The following is a 26,238-nucleotide window of genomic DNA, read 5'->3' as shown; positions in this document are numbered from 1 at the left end:
ATTAATTGGATGAAACTGGTTTGGTTCAGGCGCGATCTTCGCGTTGATGATAATAGGGCATTATTTGAAGCTATAAAAAGTGGCGAACCTGTGATTGGTGTTTATGTGGCGACACCTGACACTTGGCTTAAGCATCATCTTGCCCCTATTCAGGCAGACCTTATATACCGACGTCTCGAAGTGCTTAAACAAGAGTTAGCACAGTACAACGTCGAGCTTATTTATCATGAAAGTGACACCTATGAGCATGGAGCAGAGTTTGTTGCTCATATCGCGAAGCAATGTGGAGCCGGTGCGGTTTATCTAAACAAGGATTATGAGGTAGACGAACAACGACGGGATGAGCATCTTAGAATGCGGCTTAAATTGGAAGGGGTGGCATATCAATGCTTTGATGATAAGTGCATTTTTCCTCCAGGTTCCGTGCTCAACAAACAAGGAGAGTACTTTAAAGTTTTTACGCCTTTTAAAAAGGCTTATCTCAGCAAGTTGTATGCGTTGTCTTTTTCAGTACTTAAGACTGAAACCGCTTCGCCTTTGTCTCAACTGCAAAAGGATAAAATAAACTCGCTTCAACTGAATGCAAGTTTCAGTTTTCCTCGGGTTTCTAGTGCTGCGTACCCCATTGATAGAATTGCTATCCGCAATCAACTGCGCGATTTCGACCAGCAATGGGTTGAACACTATCATCAGCAACGTGACTTTCCAGCTCTACTGGCAACAAGTCGCCTTTCCCCTTATTTGGCAATTGGTGCGCTCTCTGTACGGCAATGTATGGGCAGAGTGATGTATCGGCAAACGCCGACCCTAAGTTGTGGTCGAGAGGTTTGGCAAAGCGAACTGATTTGGCGAGAGTTTTATCAACACTTACTTCATTTTGAACCTAAGCTCAGTAAAGGACGGTGCTTTCTTGAATGGGGGGAGAGCTTGCAATGGGTAACGAATGACACGCTGTTCCAAGCGTGGAAAGAGGGCATGACTGGGTATCCAATTGTTGATGCGGCAATGAGGCAACTTAACACGACAGGTTGGATGCATAACCGTTTGAGAATGATTGTCGCCAGCTTTCTGGTTAAAGATTTACATATTAGTTGGAGAGAGGGTGAAGCCTATTTTATGAGCCACCTGATTGACGGAGATTATGCTGCGAACAATGGTGGCTGGCAGTGGTGTGCGTCAACCGGATGTGACGGTCAACCTTACTTTCGGATTTTTAACCCAATTACTCAAGGGGAGAAGTTTGACCCCGATGGCGTTTTTATTCGGTGCTGGGTTCCTGAGCTACGAGATTTAGAAACACGTTATATTCATCAGCCGTGGAAATGCCCAGCTGTCAATACATTGTCATATCCCAAGCCGATAGTTGATCACAAGGTAGAAAGAGAGATAACCTTACGTCTCTATAAAGAAGCTAAGGAAACCTAAAATGCTGCGAAAAGTTCTTTCTCTCTGTTGTTGTCTGAGTCTGCCGGTGTTTGCGGCAACTTATGAACTACCGCCAGAGGGCAGCAGTTTGGTGGGGCGCACCCAATATCATAAGGTTGAGCAAGGAGAAAGCTTAGCGGATATTGCAAAGCAATATGATGTTGGCTTTTTGTCATTAATGGCAGCAAATAAGGGCGTTGACCCTTTTTTACCTCAAGTGGACTATGTTTTAACCATTCCAACTCAAATCATCTTACCCCAAGTGCCCAGAGAAGGTATTGTGATTAACTTGGCTGAACTTCGTCTTTATTACTTCAAGCCCCAAGAAAATAAAGTACACATTTTCCCTGTCGGTATTGGTCGAATCGGTCGTGATACGCCGGAAATGGAGACCAAAATCAGCCAAAAAAGACCCAACCCGACATGGACACCTCCTGCTTCAATTAGAAAAGAGTATTTAGCGAAAGGCATCGAACTACCTACGGTTGTGCCCGCTGGTCCAGAAAACCCTTTAGGTGAGTTTGCCCTGCGACTGGCTTATGGGGCGGGTGACTATTTGATCCATGGAACCAATAAAGACTTTGGTATCGGTATGCGAGTAAGCTCAGGTTGCATACGTATGGATCCAAAAGATATTAAGTGGCTATTCCCTCAGATCAAACTGGGTGAAAAAGTGAAAATTATTGATGAGCCTGTAAAAGTGGCGTTGGAGCCGGATCGCAGTGTATTTGTTGAAGCTCACGAGCCTTTAACACGTAGCGATGGCAGTAAAAAAGATATGGTGGTTCCGCAGCAGCTAAGCTGGTGGTTAGATGAGTTTGATATTTCGGATGTGAAAGCGCGCGCGGTGATATTGTCACAAAACGGTGTGCCAACAGAAGTCGTCGCGCCGTCATATGTGAATTAATCAGAAGAAGAAAATTGGGTTAAAAAAAAGGGTCTGCAATGCAGACCCTTTTTTTACAACTTGATTCAGAATTACTTAGTGTAAGACTGAGCAATATTGTCGATACGCTCGTTTGCACGTGCTGCTTCTTCTTGAGCAGACATTGCAGCATCGCCAGCTTTCTGAACTTCAGTCGATAGATCTGATTTCAGTGCAGAAACTTCGTTGGTTAGCTGGCTAACTTGGTTGCTTAGCTCATCCATTTTTGCTGTTGTTGCTTCGTCCAGACCAGAAGCACAACCAGCCAGTAGAAGTACAGAAGACGCTGCAGCTGCGATTAACATTTTGTTCATCATGAACTCCTTGCAATATGTAAGTATCAAAAATTCGTCCTATACATTATCTACGATATAGTGACGAGGTAAATTGTAGACCTAATCTTACAGAAGATGTAGAAAAGAAAAGTCAAAAAAATCCAAGATTTTAAGGAATTAGTGAATAAATTGACAGCTGTCTCATAATTAGGAACTATAATTCTGGTTAATGCAATCAGGAGATTTAACATCTAGCTTCATATGTCCTGTCGCAGTTGCATACATTTCAGTATCACTTAATCAGTCAATGGTTCTGGTTACTCACTCCTTGGTTGTGTATGAATTTCCTCACGAGAGCGCTTTACACTTTGGGTTTGACTATTTTTATGTGATCGCTATCTATTTACGTAAGTTTCGCGCTATTATAGCGCGCTTTATTTTTCACCCCCGCGTGACCAAGCTGCTCTGAGTTATTTTGCGGCCAATGACGCGTACCAATATTGACTGGAGAATCCATTGCAGTTTAAAGAGCTAGGCCTAGATAACCGCCTTCTGAAAAATTTGAATCACTATGACTTTAAAAAGGCGACAGACATTCAACGACAAGCTATCCCTGTGGCGATGGCTGGCAAAGATCTGTTGGCCTCGTCTAAAACAGGCTCTGGTAAGACACTGGCGTTTGTTTTGCCCATGCTGCACAAATCTCTTAAGACAAAAGCATTTTCTGCTAACGATCCGCGTGGTTTGATTCTAGCCCCGACTCGTGAGTTGGCGAAACAAGTCTATGGTGAGCTACGTATCATGCTTGGAGGCTTATCATATGAAGCCGCTTTGATTCTCGGTGGTGAAAACTTTAACGATCAGGTGAAAGCGCTTCGTCGTAAACCACGGTTTATCGTCGCAACGCCGGGTCGTTTGGCCGACCATTTAGAGCACCGCTCACTATTCCTTGATGGTTTGGAAACACTGATCCTTGATGAAGCGGATCGCATGTTGGATTTGGGCTTTGCCCCTGAGCTTCGCCGTATTCATAAGGCTGCGAAGCACCGTCGCCGTCAAACGTTGATGTTTTCAGCGACATTAGATCATGCTGAAGTGAATGATATCGCCTCTGAAATGTTGGATGCGCCTAAACGCATTGCGATAGGTGTTTCGAACGAAGAACACAAAGATATCACTCAAAGATTCTATTTATGTGATCATTTGGATCATAAAGAAGCAATTCTAGAACGTGTTCTTGAAGAGTCTGACTATAAGCAGCTTATTATTTTCACCGCAACTCGCTCTGATACGGATCGCTTAACAGAGAAGCTGAATGAGAAGAAACTCAAAGCGGTCGCACTCAGTGGTAATTTAAATCAGACCCAGCGAAATACCATTATGAGTCAATTTGAGCGTGCGGTATTTAAGATATTGGTGACGACTGATGTTGCATCGCGCGGTTTGGATATTGCTAATGTAACGCATGTGATCAACTTTGACATGCCAAAGCATACTGAAGAGTACGTTCACCGCGTAGGTCGTACTGGTCGCGCGGGTAATAAAGGGGATGCTATTTCTCTTGTTGGGCCAAAAGACTGGGTAAGTTTTAAACGTGTTGAAGCGTATCTGCACCAAGATATTAACTTCTCTGAACTGGAAGGGTTAAAAGGCAAGTTTAAAGGGATCAAACCGCGCAAACCGGATATGCGTAAAGCTAAAGGTTCAGTGAAAAAAGCCAAACCACAAGCGAAGAAAGTAGCGAAGAAACCAGTGAAACGTGATAAAGGCTTCTATCAAAACGTCGCTGTAGGTGATTCAGTCTTTATTCCTAAAAAGAAAACACCGCCGAAAGAATCTGAAGATTAAGCTAGCGTTTTGGCATCGCACTTTTTGTTTTAGTTAGGAATAAAGCCGCGTTTGCTAACAACCCTTATAGAGAATTGAAGGCCGAGCAAGTCAATGACAATGCTCGGCTTTTTTATGTTTTGCGAGTTTGTTGACTCAGTGCGAAAGCTTTATGTTCTGAAATAGGCAAGCTGCTGTTTTTGATGCTCAGCAAGGCTGGACAACTCTTGGCTTGCTGTGGCTGCTTGGGTAATCCCTGTTACATTTTGGCTAACTAACTCGTAAATATTACTCAAGTTTGAGTTGATATCAGAGGTCACTTGCCCTTGCTCTTCAGAAGCGGTGGCAACTTGGGTGTTCACAGAGTTCAGCTGTGTGATTGAGTGACAAATGTCATTGAGAGCCTGAGCCACTTCAGTTGCAAGTCCTTGGTTGGTTTCAAGCATTGCTAAGCTTGAAGTCATACTGTCGTTTGCACTACCTGATTGTTGCTGAAGTTCTTCAATGATCACTTGGATTTCTTTTGTTGATTCCTGCGTGCGTGCGGCCAGCATTCTGACTTCATCTGCTACTACAGCAAAGCCTCTGCCACTTTCTCCTGCACGCGCCGCTTCAATGGCTGCATTGAGAGCAAGCAGATTTGTTTGTTCAGAAATACCTTCGATAACTTCAATCACTTTGCCGATTTGCTCAGATTGTTCTTTCAATGAGTTAACGAGTTGTGCGGCTTCGCTGAGCTGGTCAGCCATTTGAGTACTGGCTTTGTGGTTACGTGTAAATTTGTCCAGACTTTCTTTGGCAAGCTGATCAACGATGCTAGAAGCAGAATCGGCTTCACTAGCATTCTGTGTTACTTCACTAGCCGTGCTTTCAAGCTGATTCACAGCCGAAGCGACTTGCTCTACCTCTTGTCTTTCTTGGTCTGAATTATGGCTTGACTGTGTCATGACAGCTGCGAGTTCAGTTGATGCTGAAGCGACATCATTACTCACTCGAACCAAGGCTTCAATGGTATTTCTTAACTGATGAATGGTGCTGTTGACATCATGCGAGAGGACGGCAATTTCATTGTTACCAACGGGGTGACTCTCAACAGTCAAGTTTCCGGAAGCGACCTCACGCATGACATTCTGCAGTTGTTTAATTGGTGTGACGATGATGCCCGCTAAGATCCAACTCAATATAGCTGCGATCGCTAATACCGCAATTAGCCCTAGCGTTGCGTTGTTGAGGACACCGCTGTGTGATTGCTCGTTTTGTGCGACCTCATCCAGAGCAATGGTGTTCAGCTTTTTAGAGAGATTTGCGATAGCCGTAACCATCTGATTTCCCGCTTCGCGATAGGCATTTGCTGCTTGGGTATATTGCTGTTGGAAATCCGGAGAAGGGTATTGTTCGTGATGTTTAATCTGTAATAAAGGAAGCATGACATTGATGGAGTAATTGACGTAATGGTCCATAGCTTGCTGCATTGCACTGACTTCTTGCTCCATACCAGAGACCGAGTTCAATGAGGCAAGCAGTTCTCGGTTGTTTTGCTGCTTTTCTTTTAGCACCGAAGGCAGCACTTTGATTTCGTCGGCTTTAAACAAACTGTATATAGCGCTGATTCGCATACCATAAGTATTGTCTACGATTTGAGTCAGTTCATCTTTGTGAGTGACGAGATCTTCGGTGGACTCGGAAACTTGGGAGAAGGCGTGTTTTAAACTTATTGTGCTAAAGGTGATGCCTGCGATAAGCAAAAGCATAGTGAAAGCTACAGGGACAACAACCTGCATCTTAACCGAAAGGCCACTGAGTAACTGGCGCATAAAGTATCCTCTTCATTCTTGTAAATTAAATTAATTATTATTTTTGTTATTTAAGGGGAGGGATTCTAATTTTTCATTTAAATAATGCAATGTAAAAAATAATACTATCGTTTATTTTTGCGATGTATTGGTATGCAATGAGTTTTCCAATAAATTCATGTGGTTATAGGCTTTCATTCTGATTGGGATCAAGTTTTTTAATAGGCCTAAGAATGATTTTTATGAACTTAGGGTTAGTATCGCTGGTGTGATAGCAAGACTAGTGAGTTGTCATAGAGGGTTCAACGAAGTGAAACACAACTGTCATATTCCCTACCTAAAGTGAGCAGCGTTCAAGTGAAACACAACGGCTAACTTGCCAGAAAGGATATTGTGATGAAAAAGACAGTTATTGGTGCTATCGCATTGTTTAGTGCTCTTACCGTAAACACTTCTGTTGCTAAAGAAACGATTTCAGCAGTAGGTTCTAGCAGTGTAACACCACTAATGGAAGTGTTCTCTGAAACGTATATGAAGAAAAATCCGGATGTATTTATTGAAGTGCAAGGACCTGGCTCTTCGGCTGGCGTAAAGGCGGCAAAAAATGGGTCTGCTGATTTAGGGATGTCTTCTCGTAACCTCAAATCGTCTGAAAAAGAGTCGACATTAATCGAAGAAGTGATTGCGCGTGATGGTATTGCAGTGGTTGTGAATCCTAAGAACACCTTGAAGGCTCTGACTGCTGAGCAAGTAACGGCGATCTATAAAGGTGAGATCACTAACTGGAAAAACGTCGGTGGTCAGGATAAACCCATTGTAGCGATTACTCGTGATACTGCGTCTGGAACGCGTGGAGCGTTTGAAGACATTATGAGCCTCAAGAAGAAAATTTCAGGCAAAAAGGTGTCAGCCATTTCTCAGCGTGCTCAGGTTGCAAATGGCAACGGTGCTTTAAAAACTATGGTTGCTTCCAACCCTTATGCGATTGGTTATATTTCTTTGGGTACAGTAGATAACTCGGTTAATGCCTTATCCATTGATGGTACTCAAGCAACGGTAGATAACGTGAAAAATGGTTCTTATAAAGTTGCGCGCCCATTCCTTGTTCTTTATAAGCAGGGCAAACCTTCTGCTGAAACGCAAAAATTCCTTGAATGGATGTTGACCACTGAAGCGCAATCTCTGGTTGAGAGCAAAGGCTACATTTCAGTTAACTAATCTCTTTTATTTATTGCTCAGCTCGGTATAGAGCTGAGCTTTTTCTTTTTGTCCGTAGTATTACGACATATGAGTAATTATGACCATCGCAAATAGTGACAAGCTTATGGGTATTGAAGCAGCAAGGCTGAGTAAGCCGGGTTTACGTGCGAAGAAGCGTGTCGATTGGAAAGAACGCATTTTCCACGGGTTGTTTTTGACCAGTGCGGTTATCGGCATCGTGTCGCTGGCCGTTATCGCCTATTTCATTATTCGAGAGAGCATTCCCGCTTTTGAAGAGGCTGGTGTATCAGGTATTGTTCTAGGGCAAGATTGGCTGCCACCTGCATTATATGGTGTGGCGACCATGATCGTTGCCTCTATCGTCTCCACTTTTGGTGCGGTTGTTGTTGGTGTGCCTATCGGTGTACTAACCGCAATCTTTATCGCCGAAATTGCACCAAAGCGCTTAGCTGACATTATACGCCCGGCTGTTGAACTATTAGCCGGCATTCCTTCGGTAGTGTACGGCTTTTTTGGCTTGGTGATTATTGTTCCACTTATCCAGAATGTATTTGAAGTGCCAGCTGGAAACACCATCCTAGCGGGCATTATCGTCTTAGGTGTTATGATCTTGCCGACCGTTATTACGGTTTCGGAAACGTCAATTCGAGCAGTCCCTCGTGCGTACAAAGAAGGGGCATTGGCGCTAGGGGCTTCGAAGATCTTCACCATATTCAAGTTACTGGTTCCGGCAGCACGTTCAGGCATTATGACTGGCGTGATCTTGGGTATTGGCCGTGCGCTAGGTGAAACTATGGCGATCATTATGGTGATGGGAAATGCACCCGCCATGCCTCAAGGCATCTTAGACTCTGCAAGAACATTAACGGCGAACATCGCAATTGAAATGTCTTATGCAAGCGGTATTCACGCCAATGCTTTGTATGCGACAGGCGTCGTTTTGTTGGTATTTATCATGACGCTGAATGCGGTCTTGCTTTACCTAAACCGTGAGAAAGCGAGGTAAAAAATGAAAAATGCAAAACAACACGCTAAGTTGAAACAAGCTCGCATGCGAAAAGACCAGCTCCTTACTATTTTTGTATGGGCAGCCGCGGCAGTTACCGTTGGATTTTTGTTTTGGATCATCTGGTACATTCTTTCAAATGGCCTGAAACATGTAGATTGGGCATTTATTAGTGACAATTACACGCGAACGGGAGATGAGCACGGTATCTTCCCAATGATAGTTTCTACAATCTACATGGTGATCGCGTCCATTGCCGTCGCAGCTCCACTTGGGATCATGACGGCGATTTACCTCACTGAATATGCGAAAGTTGGCAGTCGTTTAGTCAAAGTTATTCGCTTTTGTACCGAGTCTTTGGCGGGGATTCCTTCGATCATTTTTGGTCTGTTCGGTATGACCTTTTTTGTCGCCATTCTTGGGTTAGGGTTCTCAATTTTATCAGGTGCATTAACGTTAAGTATCTTAATTCTGCCGGTGATTATCCGCACGACAGAAGAAGCGCTGATGGCTGTTCCTCAAACTTACCGAGAAGGTTCATATGGTTTAGGAGCGCCCAAAATATACACCATATGGCGACTCATCTTGCCAAGTGCGATGCCGGGGATATTAACCTCAGTGATATTGAGTATCGGACGAGTGATAGGGGAATCGGCTCCCGTGTTCCTAACGGCAGGGATGGTTGCTCGTATCCCTGATTCGTTGCTGGATTCAGGTAGGACGTTAACTGTACACCTATACAAACTAACCACAGAGCTATTTACCGTCGAGGAATGGAATCAAGCTTATGGTACAGCCACGGTTCTTATTGTGGTGGTATTACTTATTAATATGATCACTAAGTTAATGGCCAAACGTTTTAATACAGCAACCTATTAGTGCAACTGGGTTCCAAGTTAAAAAAGAATTTAGAGTATGAAGATGAATAAGTTTGATATTAAAGGGTTGGACCTATTTTATGGTGATAACCAAGCACTTAAGTCAATTAATTTGCCAATTCCCAAACGTCAAGTCACTGCATTAATTGGCCCTTCTGGGTGTGGTAAATCTACATTACTTCGCTGCCTTAATCGAATGAATGATCTAATTGAGGGGGTGAAAATTACAGGTCAATTAACCATGGATGGTGAAGACATCTATGGGAATATTGATGTTGCTGACCTCAGAATTAAAGTCGGTATGGTCTTCCAAAAGCCAAACCCATTTCCAATGAGTATTTATGAGAATGTTGCTTACGGCTTACGTGCTCAGGGGATTAAGGATAAGAAGTACATTGATGAAGTCGTGGAACGCTCTTTACGTGGTGCAGCATTATGGGAAGAAGTGAAAGATCGTTTGAAGTCGCACGCCTTTGGCTTGTCAGGTGGACAACAACAACGCCTATGCATTGCAAGAACCATTGCAATGGAGCCTGATGTCATTTTGATGGACGAGCCAACCTCTGCACTAGATCCAATCGCTACGTCTAAAATTGAAGATTTGATGGAAGAATTAAAACAGAATTACACCATCGTTATTGTGACTCACTCAATGCAGCAAGCGAGACGAATCTCAGATCGTACGGCCTTTTTTTTGATGGGGGAACTGGTCGAACATGATCAGACCGATATGATATTCTCAAATCCGAGAGATGAACGCACAAAAGGATATGTAAATGGTGACTTTGGTTAAAGTTTGAATGTCAAATTCAGGAATAATAATAAGCGATGGTAATGATTGCTCCTCATTTTTGAGGGGCTTTTTTATATAAACGTTTGGCGATTTTTTTTACTCTATTTTGTAATTCTAAAGTTTTATTTTATTTGAATGGCCAAATAAGTGATAAGGGTGAACAACTGTCAATGTAATCTGATCTTAATACTCATTTAGTGTGAAATTTAAACTGCAGTGACGAACATTCAAGCAACCTCTCGAAAATGGCCAAAAGTTTGTTCTCAAAAACGAGAACGCTAGAAAACAAGCTGGGGGGGGTATTTGTTTTTCATCAAAAAATATTCAGACTATGTGCTCTGAAATGAAGCTACATCACAGTTGTAAAAGGAACTTTCAAATCTAGCGAAATGAAAGCTTTGAGAGGTACTTCAACGTCTAAGTAGCAACGTATTTAAAGGAAGGGCAAATTCCATGATGAGAGATATAGGAGCAATAAAAAGCCATGGACAGGAAATTGTATGGGCTTATCGTTTAATTGATATTTTACTCATATCTCTAGCATTAATTATTTTTAAAACAGGATACTTAGGTACTTGGGATAATCAGTATCTGCTGATCCTGAGTATTGCAATTGTTGCCTTTAGTATTTTTAGTGAGTTACTTGGCGTATACAATTTTTCGACATATAACTCTGCCAAGCACTCTTTTACACCTATTTTATTTTCTTGGATATGCACTATCGGATGCTTGTTAATTTATGCATTCGTGATGAAGTCAACGCAAAACTACTCTCGAGTTGTAGTTGGCGCTTGGTTTGTTGCTGTGCCAGCATTGATGAGCATATTTCGTTTGCTTGCAATGCAAATTCCTTCGCAGATCAAAGCAAGTTCATACGAAAAGAAAAGTATCATTATCGGTGCGACACCTGCTGGTTTAGCCTTGGCTCGTGAAATGGAAGACAATAAGCATCTTGGTATGAAGTTAGTTGGGATCTTTGATGATCGCTCGCCAGAGCGCTTGCCTACAGATTCTCTAACACAGCCTTTATGTGGTTCAATTAATGAAGCTCTAAAATTGGCGAAAGAGCGCAACTTCCGTCACGTATATGTTGCGCTACCAATGGAAGCGACACGTCGTATTAAAGAAATTGTAAGCTATTTCTCAGACAGTACAGCTCGTGTTTATATTGTGCCTGATTTCTTTACATTCGATCTGATTCAATCTCGTTGGCGCAATGTTGGTCGAATCCCAACATTGAGCATTTATGACACGCCTTTTTATGGCTTTTCTACGTTTATCAAGCGTGTGGAAGATATCGTAGTTGCATCGATTATTCTTGCTCTTATCAGCCCTATTCTGATGGCGGTCGCTATTGGGGTGAAGATGTCTTCTCCTGGTCCAATTGTATTTAAGCAATATCGTTATGGTATTGACGGAAAGAAAATTAAAGTTTGGAAGTTCCGCTCAATGAAAGCGATGGAAAATGGAGCGAAGGTGACTCAAGCGACGAAAAATGATCCACGAGTTACTAAGTTTGGTGCGTTTATCCGTCGTACATCATTAGATGAACTGCCTCAGTTTATCAATGTGCTTCAAGGAAGAATGTCTATTGTAGGGCCTCGCCCCCACGCTGTGGCGCATAACGAAGAATACCGTGCCATCGTTGATAAATATATGCTTCGTCATAAAGTTAAACCTGGTATTACGGGGTGGGCGCAAGTAAATGGTTTCCGCGGTGAAACTGATACTCTAGATAAAATGGAAAAACGTGTTGAATATGATTTGTTTTATATCCGCCGCTGGTCACTTTGGTTAGATATCAAGATTATATTCATGACAGTATTTAAGGGATTCGTAGGTAAAACTGCGTATTAATTTGATAATTAGGTTGTTAAAAATGATTAAGACTTTTTTCCAGCTTCTGCTAGTTGGCCTATTAAGCATCAATAGTGCAATAGCAGCAGACAGTTTATATAAAATCGGAGCTGGAGATACTATTCGAATAAAAGTATATGGCGAAGATACGCTCAGTATGGATGAATTAAAGATTGATAACAGAGAATCAATCGATTACCCATATTTAGGTGAGATTCAACTTGGTGGCAAAACTTTAGAACAGTTACAGAAAGAAATTACTAATGGCTTAAAAGGTGATTACCTTATCGACCCAAAAGTGAATGTTGCAATTGTTCGTTATCGAAATGTCTATATTAATGGCTTAGTGAATGCGCCTGGTGGTTACGAGTATGAACCTGGTTTGACTGTGCAAAAGGCGATCTCTCTTGCTGGTGGTGTGATGAGTAAGTATCGACGTAGTGCCAAAGCCTATATAACAAAAGCAAGTGATGGTTCAAAATATCAGAACCTGTCTAACAAGGAGTTAGCCGATGCTTTTGAAAAAGACACTGAAAATGAAGTCGAACCATATCAACGTATACATCCTGGCGATACTATTTATGTAGTGGCTTCTTTCTGGTAATACAGGATTAGTCATTAAGTAAACTGGTTAGGATTCTAAATTCATTAAATGTTTAATAAGCTGAGGTAGGGACCTTACATGCAGCTGCTTTCTTCTGACAACGTAATGAGTTCAAATGACTCAATTGATGTTGCAAAATATTTTAATCTTGTTAAGTCAAATTTGATTAGAATTATACTTTTCTCATCACTGACAACGCTTATCGCTATATTAGTAGTGTTGTCTCTGACTCCTAAATATCAATCTACAGCTACGCTATTGATTGAATCTAAAGCTAATAATGCTGTTTCAATTAAAGAAGTTGTGGGAGTCGACAGCCAACAAAAAGAATATTACAAAACGCAATTTGCGATTCTTCAGTCAAGACGTATTGCTGAGCAAGTCGTAGAAAAGTTGTCTCTCACAGAGCTTCCAGAGTTTAACCCTAGCTTAAACAAAGAAAAATCACTGTTAGGTGAGCTGAAGAGTGCGTTTCGTTCTATTCCTCTATTCAATAGTAGCAGCAATAAGCCGAAACTCTCAGCTGAAGAGCTAGCCAAAGCACAATTGCAAAATACGGTTGAAATTTTTAGAAGTAAGCTGACTATTACACCTTTACGAGGTACCCAGCTAGTCGATATCACGTATGAGTCAACTGACGCACAACTTGCAGCTGACATCGCGAACGCTGTTGGTGAAGCGTACATCGATGATGCAGTTAATGCGAGAATTGATGCAACAGCACATGCTTCTACTTGGATTTCAGGTAGATTGGAAACGTTAAAAGAAGAGCTACGTAAATCTGAGCAAGCACTCATCGATTTTTTGGCGAAAGAGAAGCTAATTGATGATAGCGGTATTGATGCGCAGGCGAGCTCTGTTATTAATGATCTAACGTTACGACTAAGCGAAACGACAGAAAAACGAATTGAACTTGAGTCTGCTTATAATACGTTGCGTAACTCAAAAAACATGGGTGACCAACAGTTTACTACCATACCTGCTATTAATAGCCATCAACAAGTTGTTTCAATCAGTAGTTTACTAGCTGATAGTGAAAAAGAAGTAACTGAGCTATCAAAACGCTATGGCCCTAAACATGGAGCAATGCAAGCAGCGATTGCAAAGCGTGATAACTTAAAGCAACAGTTATCTAACGTGATTAAGCAACTGGTTTCTGGCTTAGGCCAGGAGTTAAACGCTGTTCGCAGTCAAGAGCGCTTGATTAAAGCTGAGCTGGATAAAAAAGTCGGTGAATTTCAATCTCTTACAGTTAAGAAACGTCAATACGACGCATTGGTTCGTGAAGAGCAGACAAATAGGAATATTCTAAACATTTTCCTAAATCGTGAAAAAGAAACCTCAGCGACTGTGGATTTTGATGCGAAAACTGCGAGATTTACAGATGTGGCGATTGCATCTCAATATCCAGCGAAGCCGCGAAAGAAAGTTATTGTTATGTTTGTATTTGTAGCTTCATTTGGTTTCGCAATATTTGCGTTATTAATTCTCGATGCTCTACGCAATACATTTGAAACAACGAAAGAATTTGAAGAGAAAATTGGCCTAATTCCGTTAGGTGGGATCACTAAAGTGAAACCTAAGTTGTTGCCTAAAGGTGAGATGGTTAGCAAGGTATATTTTGATGAGAAACTCCACATGTTCAGTGAGTCTGTACGTTCGATTCGTACAGCGATATTACTAGCGTGTGGCTCGAAAGGGCAAAAAACAGTTGTAATTAGCTCCTCAGTACCTGGAGAAGGGAAGACTACAACAGCAATTAATCTAGCGCAGGCATTTGCTCAAATGGAGAAAGTGTTACTCATTGATGCTGATTTACGTAAGCCAATGGTTTCTGAACGATTTGGTCTTACTAAATTCCGCCAAGGCTTAACAAACCATTTGCTCATGGGGGCTAGCCTTGAAGAATGCATTTTTAAAGATGAAGAGTCTGGTGTTGATGTCTTGCCCGCGGGTATGTTGACACCAAAGCCTCAAGAACTATTAAGTTCGAATAGTTTTCGAGAACTAATTTTGTCACTAGAGCAGAAGTACGACAAAATTATTATTGATACCCCACCGACACTTCCTGTTAGTGATAGTCTAGTTGTTGGTAAGCTTGTCGGTAGTGTTGTTCTTGTTGTTAAGGCAAATTCAACAAAAGTCAACACAGTAAAGAACACATTATCTCGTTATATTTCTCATGAAGTAAAAGTTGAAGGTGTAGTTCTAAACCAAATTAATGAAAAAGGTGGTTTAGAAGATAGCTATACAGGCTATGGTGTTTATCAGGAAAAAGAGCTTAGTAAGTCTTTATAATTAATTAGAACATAATATAAATTTATGGGCTTTGATAGATAATTACACATTTAGAGTGTCGTATTATTCAAAGCCCATTCTTTTTATCTCACCTTTTTGATATATGGTGAACTGTAATTGGTGTTAAAATGAAAGTTTTGTTTGTTGGTAATCATAGTTGTTCAAATCGTGGTGATGCAGCTATTACACGTGGTCTATTAGAGTATTTTAATAAGTATGATGCTGAGCAAGTTGTTTATTCCAGATTTCCAGTTGGAGCATCTGAAATATTAAATAAAGATGTTTTACCTGATCCAACAAAAGTATCTGACAATCCAGCAGGATTTATTCGTAAAGTAATTGATAAAGTTGCTTGGAAGCTTAAGTTTGATCCTGAAACATTGTTGCTTATTGGTAGTTATTATATTCCATTCTTAAAACGCCTATTGCCAACTAATATTAAAGATATGATTTCTGCGTGCGAATCTAGTGATGCAGTCGTACAGGTTGGTGGGTCATTTTTTGTCGATCTATATGGAATGCCACAGTATCGTTTGATGGCGTGTTCAATTGTTGCCCGTAAGCCTGTGTTACTCATTGGCCATAGTTTAGGGCCATTTGAAGGATGGCAATATGGGAAAGTTGCGGGCTGGTGCTTACGAAAAGCAAGCGCGATTGTCATTCGTGATGATGTCAGTATTGAAATGGTGAAAGAAACATACCCCGATCTGACTTTTATTGAAGGTGCTGATACTGCTTGGTTAGTGCCACCGGTTAAATCTGAAGTACGTGATAATGCTGTTGCCATAACAGTCCGAAAACTAGCACCTTTTGATAAGCGTCTGGGCATATCACAAGATGAGTACGAGAAAAAGATCGCTGATCTATCGGAATGGCTAGTAGATAGAGGATTACAAGTACGCTTTTACTCAACATGTACTTCTTTTGACAACTATCATGCAGACGATAGAAAGGTCGCTCAATCGATTTTTGAACGTATATCTAAAGATAAGCAAGATCGTGTCAAGGTAATTTGGGATGAACTTGATGACGTTGAATTAGGCAAAGAGCTATCTAAGTGTAAGTTTACGATTGGTACGCGTTTACACAGCACTATTATTTCAATGAACTTTGGTGTTCCTGCTATTGCTATAGGTTATGAGCATAAATCTAAAGGGTTATATTCCGCGATGGGGCTTGAGGAATTTGTTTTTGATCTAGAAGGCTTTGATTTAGAAACCCTAAAAGAGAAAGCTCGCTTGTTTGATGAAAATATGGCAGAGATTCAGGTTCGTTTTGATAACGCAGTTGCCGGACAAAAGAGCAAGGCTGTTATTGCTAATGATAAAGCTTTTGAAATCTTGCAGAGTAAATAAATGTTTAAGAAGATTGGATTAACATTCTTTGCTTCTGCTTATACAGCTGCTACCCAGATATTAATCTTGGTAGCATCTGCTAGATTTTTGACAGCAGAAGAGCTAGGTTGGGTATCAATTGGTGGTATGGTACTGGCTCTTTCTAATATTTTTATTGATTCAGGTCTTGGAACATTTATTATTTATAAACGAGACCTTCGAAGAGAAGCATTAAATACATTATTATTGGCTAGTATTGCATTATCTACAATCTCATATGGGATAGTTGTTACTTTTTCAAACTCGATAGAAGTTTTTTTTGAGTCGAAAGGTTTAGCTCCAGTGTTAGAGGAGTATGCATTGATCCTGTTATTGACTCCATTTTTATCTCAATTACAGGCTCTTTTAGTTCTTAGGCAGCGATTATCTCAGCTAGCTATTGTTGATATTATCTCAAGAACTTTAGCAGTAGTGGTTACTATTGCTGGTCTGTACTATAACTATGGGCCTATTGCTATTATTGCTGGTTTAATAACTTCTTATCTTCTCAAAATAATTTTGTCTCAGATTGCATTACCTAAAGATCTAAAGGTAAAACCTTCATCTTTAGATTTTACGGTTATGCCGGAAGCTTGGAATTATTGTAAATTTCAAGTAGGTTCGCAAATATTAAGTTATATTCGAACATACATTGACTCACTTATTGTTGGTAAGTCATTTGACGTATCTCAATTAGGTACTTATTCATTAGCAAAAGATTTAGTTGGGAAAGTTCCAATGGTTCTTACGCCAATATATTCTAAGTTATTGCTGCCAATAATGTCTAAAGTGAAAGATAATCCTTCTACGAGATTTGAATTGTTTTCAGGAGCAAATCGTATAGTCTTGTTCGTTAATGCGCTTGTTTATACTGTTATTTTGTTCAGCTCTGACTGGGTTGTAAATTTATTATATGGTCAAAATGATTTTGTTGCAGATGCAATAAAAATTCTAGCTGTTTTTTATATGATACGAAGCTGTGGACTGGTTAATGGGATTTACTTGCAATCTGTTGGTCGAGTTGGAAAAGACTTTTATTGGAATATGTTTGCAGTTGTAGTGTTTCCTATATCGATGTATGCCTTCTCACAATTTGGTGTGTTAGAAATGTTAATAGGTATGGCAACAACACAAGGAATATTTTTTATCTTGTCTTTTATCTATTTTCACAAAGGGGATTACCCGCTAACACCAATGAAATATACTCTTGAATCAACAAGTGTATTTTCAGTAGGTATTGCATCGTTAGTAATACTATCAATACTCGAATTGAGGTTGGGCTTTTTAATGTCGATACCTTTATCCCTCATTTCATCTTTACTTTTGATCTTTATACTAATCCAGCTATTTGGTGGAAAACAGGGTATTACAAGATTTGCATTAATCTATAAGGGGAATCAGTAACTATGTCTAAAGTTAATTTTTTTGTTGGTGGGTTTCCTGTTTTATCTGAAACATTTGTTATCAATCAAGTGGCTGCTATTTTAGAGTCTGGAATTGATACAAAGGTCATATCAATGTTTCCTGGTATAGCTGGAGAGGGTCACCCTGCAGTTAAAAAGCACGATCTACTTAATAAGCGACTTCTTGCATATTCAGGGATAGATAAAAAGTCACGTATAAAGGATATTATTAAAGCAATAACTACAGACGTCACTTCATTGAAATGGAACCGATTAATTTGGTTAATGAGAGCTGGACATGATGGATATATGCTTGGGCGAGAATTTGAATCGATTCAAGGGTTAGTAATTTGTCATTTTGGACCAATGGGAGCAGATTTAGCTGTATTGAAAAACAAAGGTGTCATTAAAGATATTGATATTATCACCGTTTTTCATGGTTTCGATATGTCAGCTTATTCGTTATTGGAAGAATATAAAGAGCGCTATGAACTGCTTTTTGATGAAGGGAAATGGATGCTTCCGGTGAGTGACTTCTGGAAAGAAAGGCTCATCACGCTTGGATGTAGTAGAGATAAGATATTAACACAACGAATGGGCGTTAACTCGGAAAGCTTTATCTATCAGGAACGTTATTCACAGCGTACTTTTGATAATAATGAGATTAACCTTATTTGTGTATGTCGATTTGTTGAAAAGAAAGGTGTTCCTGTTCTTTTGAAAGCTCTTTCAGTATTACCAGAGAAATATAAATTGACACTTGTTGGTAATGGTGAATTACAAAGCGAAGTAGAGCAAGAAGTACAGGCACTAGAAATTGGGACTCGTGTAGATATGACGGGCTCACTAAGTTCGGACCAAGTTGCGCAAAGACTAAGTACATCAGATGCGTTTGTATTGCCGAGCGTGACAGCCAGAGACGGTGATATGGAAGGTGTTCCTGTAGCTTTGATGGAAGCAATGGCTCAAGGCTTATTAGTGTTCAGCACATACCACTCAGGTATTCCAGAGTTAATTGAACACGGCAGTACAGGATTTCTTGCCGAAGAAAAAGATCACATTGAATTGGCAAATAACATACGCTATGCATTTGAAGAGTTGGCCCCTGAAGCTAGGCAATCTATTGCTGAACAAGCTAAATGCAAGGTGGCGAATGAATTTAACCTGAATAAATTAAATAGTGAGCTCGTCGAGCTGATTTCAAATTCCTAAGAACTACTATGAATAAAGTAACAACCAATAATACAGTTTCAGTAATTATTCCGTGTACAGATCGAGTCGAAGGATTAGAAAAGTGTCTACAGAGTGTAATAAATCAAAAATGCAATTGTGATATAGAGATTATTCTTGTAGAAAATAATTCAAAAGATAGAACACTGATACCTGATTTAGTTGAAAAAATTAATAGTTCATATTTAAAACATTACTATATGGATGAATGTGAAAATGCTAACTGGGCACGAAATTACGGTGTCGATGTGAGCAGAGGTAACTATATTGCTTACCTGGATTCTGATGATTGGTGGGATAACTGTCATATACAAAATAGTTTAGATCTGATGGTAAGTGGTACTTACGCATTATATTCTTCATACATTGTTGATAATGGTAAATTTCAGAAAACTAAGCAATCCTATGACATAAAATCCATATCTCCTTATGAGTTTTTATTCGGAAAAAATGCTGGTGTTGCACAGACTTCGTCTTTTTTCTTAGACAGAACGGTTTTTGATACCGTTCGGTGGGATAACGATCTAAAACGAAGTCAAGATTATGATTTTTTTATCATGGTTCAAAAATCTATTGGATGGACGTACAATCCAAATTCAAATGTTATTGTTTATTGGGAAGAAGGTGCTGTAAGAACGATTTCTACTCCTGCATTTGAAATGTTTTTAGACAAGCATGAAAATATGATGTCAAAAAATGAATTGGCTCAATATTTATCTGAAATATCGAAAGCTGTTGCAGAAAAATCTAAGATTGATTTTATTAAGTTTAAAAAGCGTTTAGAACCAGTATTTTCATATTTATCATTGAAAGACCGGTTGATATTAAAAAACTATTTCACGGTTAGTTTATATATTAAATTGAGAGATAAGTTTCGTTCTTTAAAAGCTATAATCTCGAGTTGAATATGTTATGAATATAAATAATGTTGAAACAAATAAGATTACATCATACGATACTTTCTTGTTATGTATTCTAGTGTTATCTACACTTATTGGCTCTAATATTATTGCTACTATATTCCAGATTGCATTAATATTAAAAGCCTTATGTGTAAAAAAAGTATCTATTATAGGAGTAAAGGAACTAATAATTTCAGCATTATTAGGAGTAGAAATAGCACTTATTATATTTCCAATATTATACCTATTTACATATGTAATATTACGGAATGGAAGATTTAAAAATTATCACAAAAACTATATAGTGTTAATAATTTACGCTTTTATTGTAGCATTAATTTCATCAGTAAATGAATTCTTGCCTTTAAATTTGATTGCTTGGGTATTGATTTTTTCAGCACCATTTTGTTATTATTTTTATGCTATAGAGTATGATGGTAAAAAATTAGAGAATACAAATACACTAGTGTTTATTGAAATCATCATGTTCATTGAAATTGGTCTTATTCTTTTTCAAGGTATCAAAGGTGTAGGTTTTCAACCGAGCGACTTATTTATTGGAACATTGAATGATGCCCACAAAATAGGCTTGCTGTTTTTTATTTTCTTTTTCTATGGATGTTACATTTTAAAAGATACACCAAATAAGCTCATCGGTTTTATGGTAATTATATCAGCCCTAGTGGTTGAGTACCTCTCAGATTCAAAAGCTATTCTTTTAAGTGCCGCAATTGCAGTTTTTATTTTGTTGCATTTTTGCCTCTTATTTAATAAGAAACTTAATTCAATAATTAAATTCGATCAATTATTGCTATTACTATTAGTTATATATACTGTTTTTATTTTCGTGGTCTTATTTATAGATAATGCATTCCAACCAGCTTATGATTTTTTTGAACCATATTTATATGGCCCTTTGACTTCATCAAAGGCAATTATGTATGTTCGAGTATGGAATGATATGTTATTCGACCACTCATTTGAATGGTTGTTTGGGACTGGTCCTGGCACGTTAGCTAGCCGAGCATCAAATATGTTTTCAGCAGATATATTAGCTAAACCTAACGATGTGCTCCCTATATCCAGTTCGACTTGGACTAGAGAATATATGGCAGGGCTATACGATTTCGAAGTGTTAGACAACATTAGGTGGGTATCAGCGGTGCTTACGTATCCGTTTTCTGGCTTCATTTCTCTCAAAGGCGAGCTTGGGGTTGTAGGGATGAGCATGTATATACTTACAATTTTTAAGATGAGTTATCTATTATTAAGTAAATCGAGTAATAAATATGTAAGCGCTTTTAAATTAGGTTTGTTTGTGGCCGTATGCACTTTTATTGTTGCGTTGCTTTTTGATAATTACCATGAACAATTAGTTATTTCTGCACTATTTTTTATCTTTATTGGTATATTTACTAATGAAGAAGTAAGAAATGTTCGATTGAAAAAAAATAATTATCCCAATTAGTGGATAAGGAGATAAATTGAAAGTTTTAATTATTTCAAATATGTACCCTGATAGAGATAAGAACTTCACTTACGCAGGTATTTTTGTAAAAGAACAGCTTGATGAACTTAATAAGAGAGAAGGCATCTCTTGTGATATTTTTGCGATCGATGGATTTAAATCTAAACTTGAATATTTGAAATCTGTATTTGAAATTAATAGACTACTGGCTACTAAAGAGTACGACATTATCCATGTTCACTATGGATTGAGTGGACTATTCATGTTAGCAAACCCGTTTAAATGCTGGAAAAATGTGGTGCTAACTTTGCACGGTGGCGATATTCTGATTAAACAAGGTAAGACAATGCAAGTCGCCTTAACGAAAAAACTTCTCCGTAAAGTCGGGAAAGTGATTACGTTAAATGAAGAAATGAATAACGTTGTTAAAGAATTCCGAGATGATTATAAGGTACTGCCTTGTGGTGTAGATGAAAGCTTTTTCAATAATGAAATTAAAGAGCGCAAGAATCAAGTACTATTTCCTGGCCGCAAAGACAGACCTGTTAAAAACTATCCTTTTTTTAAAGCAGTGATAGAGGCATACAATAAGAAGTTCGGTCACCTTGAACCCGTAATTGTTGATGGTTTTACTCGAGATGAAGTTAGAGATTTGATGAAATCATCTTCAGCAATATTGATGACATCAATTAGTGAAGGATCTCCACAAGCAATTAAAGAATCTATGGCCTGTAATCTTGCAGTGGTAAGCTCGGATGTGGGTGACGTGGCGCACGTGTTAGGGAATACCACAGGAACGTATGTTTACAGCAACACTGAGTCTCCAGAAGATGTTGCTGAAAGATTAAATCATGCTATTGAAGAAAGTCAGACTTCTCCAAATTCCCGTTGTGAACGAATTAGAGACTTACAGCTTGGTAATGCACAAGTGGTTGATAACTTGGTCGAAATATATAGTGAGATTTGTAGCAATGCTAAATAAAGTAGCACTAGCAATTTATTATCTGATTATTCGAAAGTTACCAAATACAAAGTATTTGGACTTTCCAAATAAAATACGAGTTTGGTATGTGTGTAATGTATTGAAAATAATGCAATACCATCCAGAAACGATTTTTGAAGATGAAGTGTACATTTCTCATGGGAAAAATGTTCGCATTGGCAAGCACTGTCACATTAATGAGAGAGTCTTTATTCAGGGAGCGACCATTGGCGATAAAGTCATGATCGCAGCTGATGCTTATATCATGAACTCAACCCATAATTTCGATAAACTCGATATTCCTATGATTGATCAAGGCGGGATCACCGATAACAATCCTCAAATTGGTAACGATGTTTGGATTGGTAAAAATGTCGTAATTATGCCGGGAGTGAAGGTTGGTGATGGCGTTATCATCGGTGCGGGTGCTGTGGTTACGAAAGATATTGAACCTTACTCGATTGTTGGTGGTGTACCTGCAAAAGTAATTCGATCACGTTTGAGTGATAATCACTAATAAGTTAGCTTTATGGCTAGCATAATTTTATTAACTTCAAATAACGCGTCTCTTTTATGAGATGCGTTTTTTTTTGTCTCACGGCGACGTTTTTAGAGCGTAGAATGACAACACCACGCTACTCCTATTTCCTGTGAATGCGTGAAGGGATGTTCGAAAAAAGCGGACTCTATAATTCAAATGAGAACTAAGCGTACATTATGTTTACGATGGAATCTTTCAAAGACAAAAAGAAGAACGTCTTTTTTTACATTGGACTTTTTTCTGTTGTCATCAATTTATTGATGCTCGTCCTTCCTGTATACAGTTTACAGCTATTTAGCCGAGTATTGTCTTCTAGAAGTGTCGAAACACTTCTTTTTCTAGCAGGTCTTGCGTTAATCCTCTTGATTTTCCAGTCAACACTGGACTACGTGCGGAATAGACTACTGCATTCTGTAGGAAATATGTTCGAGAAGTTATGTTCACGTTTTATCGTTGAACAGTCACTTCTAAAGTCTTCATCTAGTGTTGGAGAAGCAAGACGCTTATCTCAAGATATTCGCGAAGCTCGTGGTTACGTATCGGCAAATTTTAATGCAATCTTGTTCGATTTACCTTGGACACCCATATTCGTATTAGTGATATTTACTTTTCACCCTGTGCTTGGCTGGTTTGCGGTAGGTGCTATTTTAACGTTGGCAATTCTCGCATTTACTAACTTAATGCTCACAGATAAAGCACATAAAAAAATGAGTGATGCGTCTTTTAACAACAATACCAGCCTTTATAAGTTACTTCCTTATGGGCAGACAATTAGTAATTTTAATGTCTCTAAACCACTGTCTTATGAATGGGAAGAGCAGAATTTAGCTCTTATCGCACAACAAGATCGTACTCATGTCGTTACCGCTACAATTCAAGCGACGATTAAGTACATTCGTATGACAATGCAGATTGGTGTGTTGGGTGTTGGTGCTTGGTTGGTTATTACAAATCAAGCTGAATCAGGTGTTTTGATCGCATCGTCTATCTTGCTTGGTCGAGCACTTTCGCCAATCGATCAAGGTATGAACCAGTGGCCAAACTGGCGTAAAACCCGCGAAGCATTCAAACGTATTGAAGAACTCTATGAAAAGGCAGAGGAAGATAAGCGGATTGAAGTACCACTAGAGCAGTACCCGTTAACCGTTGAAGCTGCTTCGATCAGAGATAAGTTTGACCGTTATATTCTTAAAGGGCTTCAGTTTGAACTGAAATCCGGGCATACAATGGCGATTATCGGTGCTAGTGGCTCAGGAAAATCTGCCTTGCTCAACGCTATCAAAGATCCAACGAGACTATCGCAAGGCAAAATCCGAGTAAATGGTATGTCATTACTTGAAATGCCTAATGAGCAGCAAGCGTCTCTTATTGGTTACTTACCTCAGAATATTCAGTTCTTTGAAACCACGATTTTTAACAATATTTGTTGTTATGACGATGCGGACGATGTCGAAGAGCGAGTTTTTGCCGCAGCTAAATTAGCAGGTATTCATGATTGGATTTGCCAACTTCCAAATGCCTATCAAACGGTATACGGACAAAATGGGTTTGGGTTATCAGGAGGGCAACAGCAACAACTTGCTCTTGCTCGTGCGGTATATAAATTACCTAAAATCTTGTTATTAGATGAACCTGACTCTAATTTAGACCCACATGCTGAACAGCAGTTATTGTTTGTCCTCAAAAAATTGAAACAACTTGGTACTTCTATCGTATTAGTGAGCCACAGAAATAAGCTTCTTGAAGCAGTTGATTGGGTTGTCGTTATGGAGAAAGGACAAGTTAGAGACGCAGGCAAACGAGATGACGTACTTCAACGTCTTACTTCGAACAAAGTCGCGAATATTCGTGGGTAATTTAAATGAATAAAAAAGTTAGTGAAAATCCAGAGTTGGAGTTCACCCACAAGAAATATATCAAGATTGGTATGGTGTGTGTGATTCTCGGTTGCTTATTCACGTATTTTTGGTTAATCAGAGCTGAGTTATCTTCTGCTGCTATTGCCGGCGGTGTAGTTGGGGTTGAAGGTAATCGTGCGACTGTCGCTCACTTAGAAGGGGGGATTGTCGAGAAGGTTCTGGTTTCTGAAGGTGATATGGTTAAAGCGGGTGAACCATTAATTGAGTTGGCTTCTGTAGCTCCTAAAGCACAATTGGCACAGCTCGAGTTACGTTATTTCAATAACCTAGCACGAAAAGAACGACTTGAAAGCCAGCGTAAAGGGGACGCACAGCTAATTTTTAGTGAACGGTTAATTGAAGCCAAGAAACGCTATGGTTCTCTTGCATCGGTTCTGGAAACTCAAACTCTCTTGTTTACTAGTAAGCAAGAAAGCTTGAGCAGTCAATTAGCGGTTCTGGACACTCGATTAGAGCGTCTTGTGAGTAGTGAAAAGTCCTACCAAAAGCAAACCGTGAAGCAACGCAAAGCATACAATTTGTTAGAACAAGAGCTTTCTATGCATGAAAAACTATTGAAAGAAGGCTACAGTTCTCAATTACAAGCGATTGAACTTAAAAGAGGTCTAGCGTTATTAGCTGGTGACCTCGCCGAAATTGAAGGTCAATTGCAGAGTGTTTCTATTTCAAAAGCAGAAGTGAAACAACAAATGCATGCGGTGAAACAAGAGTACTACAGTGAAATTGAAAGTGAGTTGCAGGATATAAATCAACGCCTAGATGAAGGTATGGAGCAGCTGACACATGCTAAAGATATCGCTGATCGTGTAACGATAACTAGCCCATATTCTGGGCAGGTCGTCGGGCTATCCGTCTTTAGTAAAGGCGATGTCGTTCGCCCTGGTGAGCCACTAATGCAAATTGTTCCTGATGAAGACCGTTTGATTATCGAAGCGACAATTAAACCTCAAGATATTGATGATGTGTCATTAGGACAGAAAGCGATGGTTAGATTGGCTGCTTACAATGCGAGAACCACACCATTATTCGAAGGTATTGTTGTTAATGTTGCTGCTGACCGTATTTTGGAAAAAGAAAGAGAATCTAAAAACCCTGGTTTTAAGATTAAAGTTGCTATTGAAAAGGATGCATTTGTTGACTATCCGGAAATCAAATTGCATCCCGGTATGCCAGCAGAAGTATATGTTTTAATCAAGCAACGTTCTCCTATGGATTATCTATTAGAGCCACTAGAAATAGGGTTACTAAGAGCATTTAGAGAAGCTTCATAAGCTTTGCCGAGAATCTTGTTTACTAATGAAACGCCCGATTTATATCGGGCGTTTTTTTACCCTAAAACCAAAGAGTTAAAAGGATAGTTATATCAGATAATGACTTATTTAGTTTTGTGTTCTTCTTTTTGCTCTAAGTAACGACATACATAAAGGAACCAGTAGCAGAAAAAAGCCACCTTATAAATAAGGTGGCTTTTAAATTTAAAATGTAATAATGGAAGGATAAATTTTTTTAATGTTATCT

General features: G+C 39.3%; 20 protein-coding genes and 1 pseudogene. 19 read left to right on the top strand and 2 right to left on the bottom strand.

The window, feature by feature from the left end:
• The first annotated feature begins 9 nt into the window (after positions 1-9).
• Entirely contained in the window at positions 10-1,425 is a 1,416-nt protein-coding gene (gene phrB, locus ACQEXS_RS10590) for a deoxyribodipyrimidine photo-lyase (RefSeq protein ID WP_427013797.1), read from the top strand.
• A gap of 1 nt (position 1,426) precedes the next feature.
• Positions 1,427-2,332, top strand: a complete 906-nt coding sequence (locus ACQEXS_RS10585) for a L,D-transpeptidase family protein (protein WP_367990337.1) — start codon at positions 1,427-1,429, stop codon at positions 2,330-2,332.
• A 71-nt stretch (positions 2,333-2,403) separates the two neighbouring features.
• Here the strand turns inward: ACQEXS_RS10585 and ACQEXS_RS10580 are convergent, their stop codons facing one another.
• Positions 2,404-2,664 (bottom strand): Lpp/OprI family alanine-zipper lipoprotein, encoded by a 261-nt coding sequence (locus ACQEXS_RS10580; protein WP_367990336.1) that lies wholly within the window; start codon positions 2,662-2,664, stop codon positions 2,404-2,406.
• Positions 2,665-3,129: 465 nt separating this feature from the next.
• Between ACQEXS_RS10580 and ACQEXS_RS10575 the strand changes: the two genes are divergently transcribed.
• Positions 3,130-4,473 (top strand): DEAD/DEAH box helicase, encoded by a 1,344-nt coding sequence (locus tag ACQEXS_RS10575; protein WP_367990780.1) that lies wholly within the window; start codon positions 3,130-3,132, stop codon positions 4,471-4,473.
• Positions 4,474-4,622: 149 nt separating this feature from the next.
• Here ACQEXS_RS10575 and ACQEXS_RS10570 read toward each other — a convergent pair whose 3' ends face one another.
• Positions 4,623-6,266 carry a methyl-accepting chemotaxis protein gene (locus tag ACQEXS_RS10570; RefSeq protein WP_427013796.1) on the bottom strand — a complete coding sequence of 548 codons (1,644 nt, stop codon included), beginning with the start codon at positions 6,264-6,266 and terminating at the stop codon, positions 4,623-4,625.
• 375 nt (positions 6,267-6,641) lie between these two features.
• On the opposite strand from ACQEXS_RS10570, the gene ACQEXS_RS10565 reads away from it, so the two are divergent.
• The 16 genes and pseudogenes from ACQEXS_RS10565 (at position 6,642) to ACQEXS_RS10490 (ending at position 25,991) form a co-directional block, all read left to right on the top strand.
• A complete protein-coding gene (locus ACQEXS_RS10565; protein WP_427013795.1) occupies positions 6,642-7,463 on the top strand; it encodes a phosphate ABC transporter substrate-binding protein in 822 nt (273 codons plus the stop codon).
• A 79-nt stretch (positions 7,464-7,542) separates the two neighbouring features.
• Complete coding sequence (gene pstC, locus ACQEXS_RS10560) at positions 7,543-8,472, top strand: phosphate ABC transporter permease subunit PstC (protein ID WP_427013794.1); 930 nt, start codon at positions 7,543-7,545, stop codon at positions 8,470-8,472.
• Between the two features lie 3 nt (positions 8,473-8,475).
• Positions 8,476-9,351 carry a phosphate ABC transporter permease PstA gene (gene pstA, locus ACQEXS_RS10555; protein ID WP_427010760.1) on the top strand — a complete coding sequence of 292 codons (876 nt, stop codon included), beginning with the start codon at positions 8,476-8,478 and terminating at the stop codon, positions 9,349-9,351.
• Positions 9,352-9,393: 42 nt separating this feature from the next.
• Complete coding sequence (gene pstB, locus ACQEXS_RS10550) at positions 9,394-10,143, top strand: phosphate ABC transporter ATP-binding protein PstB (protein WP_427013793.1); 750 nt, start codon at positions 9,394-9,396, stop codon at positions 10,141-10,143.
• A 456-nt stretch (positions 10,144-10,599) separates the two neighbouring features.
• Complete coding sequence (locus tag ACQEXS_RS10545) at positions 10,600-12,000, top strand: undecaprenyl-phosphate glucose phosphotransferase (RefSeq protein ID WP_427013848.1); 1,401 nt, start codon at positions 10,600-10,602, stop codon at positions 11,998-12,000.
• Positions 12,001-12,022: 22 nt separating this feature from the next.
• Entirely contained in the window at positions 12,023-12,604 is a 582-nt protein-coding gene (locus ACQEXS_RS10540; RefSeq protein WP_427013792.1) for a polysaccharide biosynthesis/export family protein, read from the top strand.
• A 78-nt stretch (positions 12,605-12,682) separates the two neighbouring features.
• Positions 12,683-14,902 carry a GumC family protein gene (locus tag ACQEXS_RS10535; protein WP_427013791.1) on the top strand — a complete coding sequence of 740 codons (2,220 nt, stop codon included), beginning with the start codon at positions 12,683-12,685 and terminating at the stop codon, positions 14,900-14,902.
• 128 nt (positions 14,903-15,030) lie between these two features.
• Positions 15,031-16,257 (top strand): polysaccharide pyruvyl transferase family protein, encoded by a 1,227-nt coding sequence (locus ACQEXS_RS10530; RefSeq protein WP_427013790.1) that lies wholly within the window; start codon positions 15,031-15,033, stop codon positions 16,255-16,257.
• Positions 16,258-17,679 carry an oligosaccharide flippase family protein gene (locus ACQEXS_RS10525; RefSeq protein ID WP_427013789.1) on the top strand — a complete coding sequence of 474 codons (1,422 nt, stop codon included), beginning with the start codon at positions 16,258-16,260 and terminating at the stop codon, positions 17,677-17,679. It begins immediately after the preceding gene.
• 2 nt (positions 17,680-17,681) lie between these two features.
• Positions 17,682-18,890: a glycosyltransferase gene (locus ACQEXS_RS10520; RefSeq protein ID WP_427013788.1), complete on the top strand. Its 1,209-nt coding sequence runs from the start codon at positions 17,682-17,684 to the stop codon at positions 18,888-18,890.
• An 8-nt stretch (positions 18,891-18,898) separates the two neighbouring features.
• On the top strand, positions 18,899-19,813 hold the full coding sequence (locus ACQEXS_RS10515) for a glycosyltransferase family 2 protein (protein WP_427013787.1): 915 nt from the start codon (positions 18,899-18,901) through the stop codon (positions 19,811-19,813).
• Positions 19,814-19,820: 7 nt separating this feature from the next.
• Complete coding sequence (locus ACQEXS_RS10510; protein ID WP_427013786.1) at positions 19,821-21,278, top strand: hypothetical protein; 1,458 nt, start codon at positions 19,821-19,823, stop codon at positions 21,276-21,278.
• Positions 21,279-21,294: 16 nt separating this feature from the next.
• Positions 21,295-22,260, top strand: a complete 966-nt coding sequence (locus ACQEXS_RS10505) for a glycosyltransferase family 4 protein (protein ID WP_427013785.1) — start codon at positions 21,295-21,297, stop codon at positions 22,258-22,260.
• A 343-nt stretch (positions 22,261-22,603) separates the two neighbouring features.
• Positions 22,604-22,768: pseudogene (locus ACQEXS_RS10500) on the top strand (DapH/DapD/GlmU-related protein); the annotation flags it as partial.
• 209 nt (positions 22,769-22,977) lie between these two features.
• Positions 22,978-24,657 (top strand): type I secretion system permease/ATPase, encoded by a 1,680-nt coding sequence (locus tag ACQEXS_RS10495; RefSeq protein WP_427013784.1) that lies wholly within the window; start codon positions 22,978-22,980, stop codon positions 24,655-24,657.
• Positions 24,658-24,662: 5 nt separating this feature from the next.
• On the top strand, positions 24,663-25,991 hold the full coding sequence (locus ACQEXS_RS10490) for an HlyD family type I secretion periplasmic adaptor subunit (RefSeq protein ID WP_367990321.1): 1,329 nt from the start codon (positions 24,663-24,665) through the stop codon (positions 25,989-25,991).
• Positions 25,992-26,238 lie beyond the last annotated feature (247 nt).

This window comes from Vibrio sp. TRT 17S01 (assembly GCF_050113695.1).
GTDB lineage: Bacteria > Pseudomonadota > Gammaproteobacteria > Enterobacterales > Vibrionaceae > Vibrio.
The sequence above is the reverse complement of the archived record's forward strand: the minus strand, read 5'-3'. Positions and strand labels throughout refer to the sequence as shown.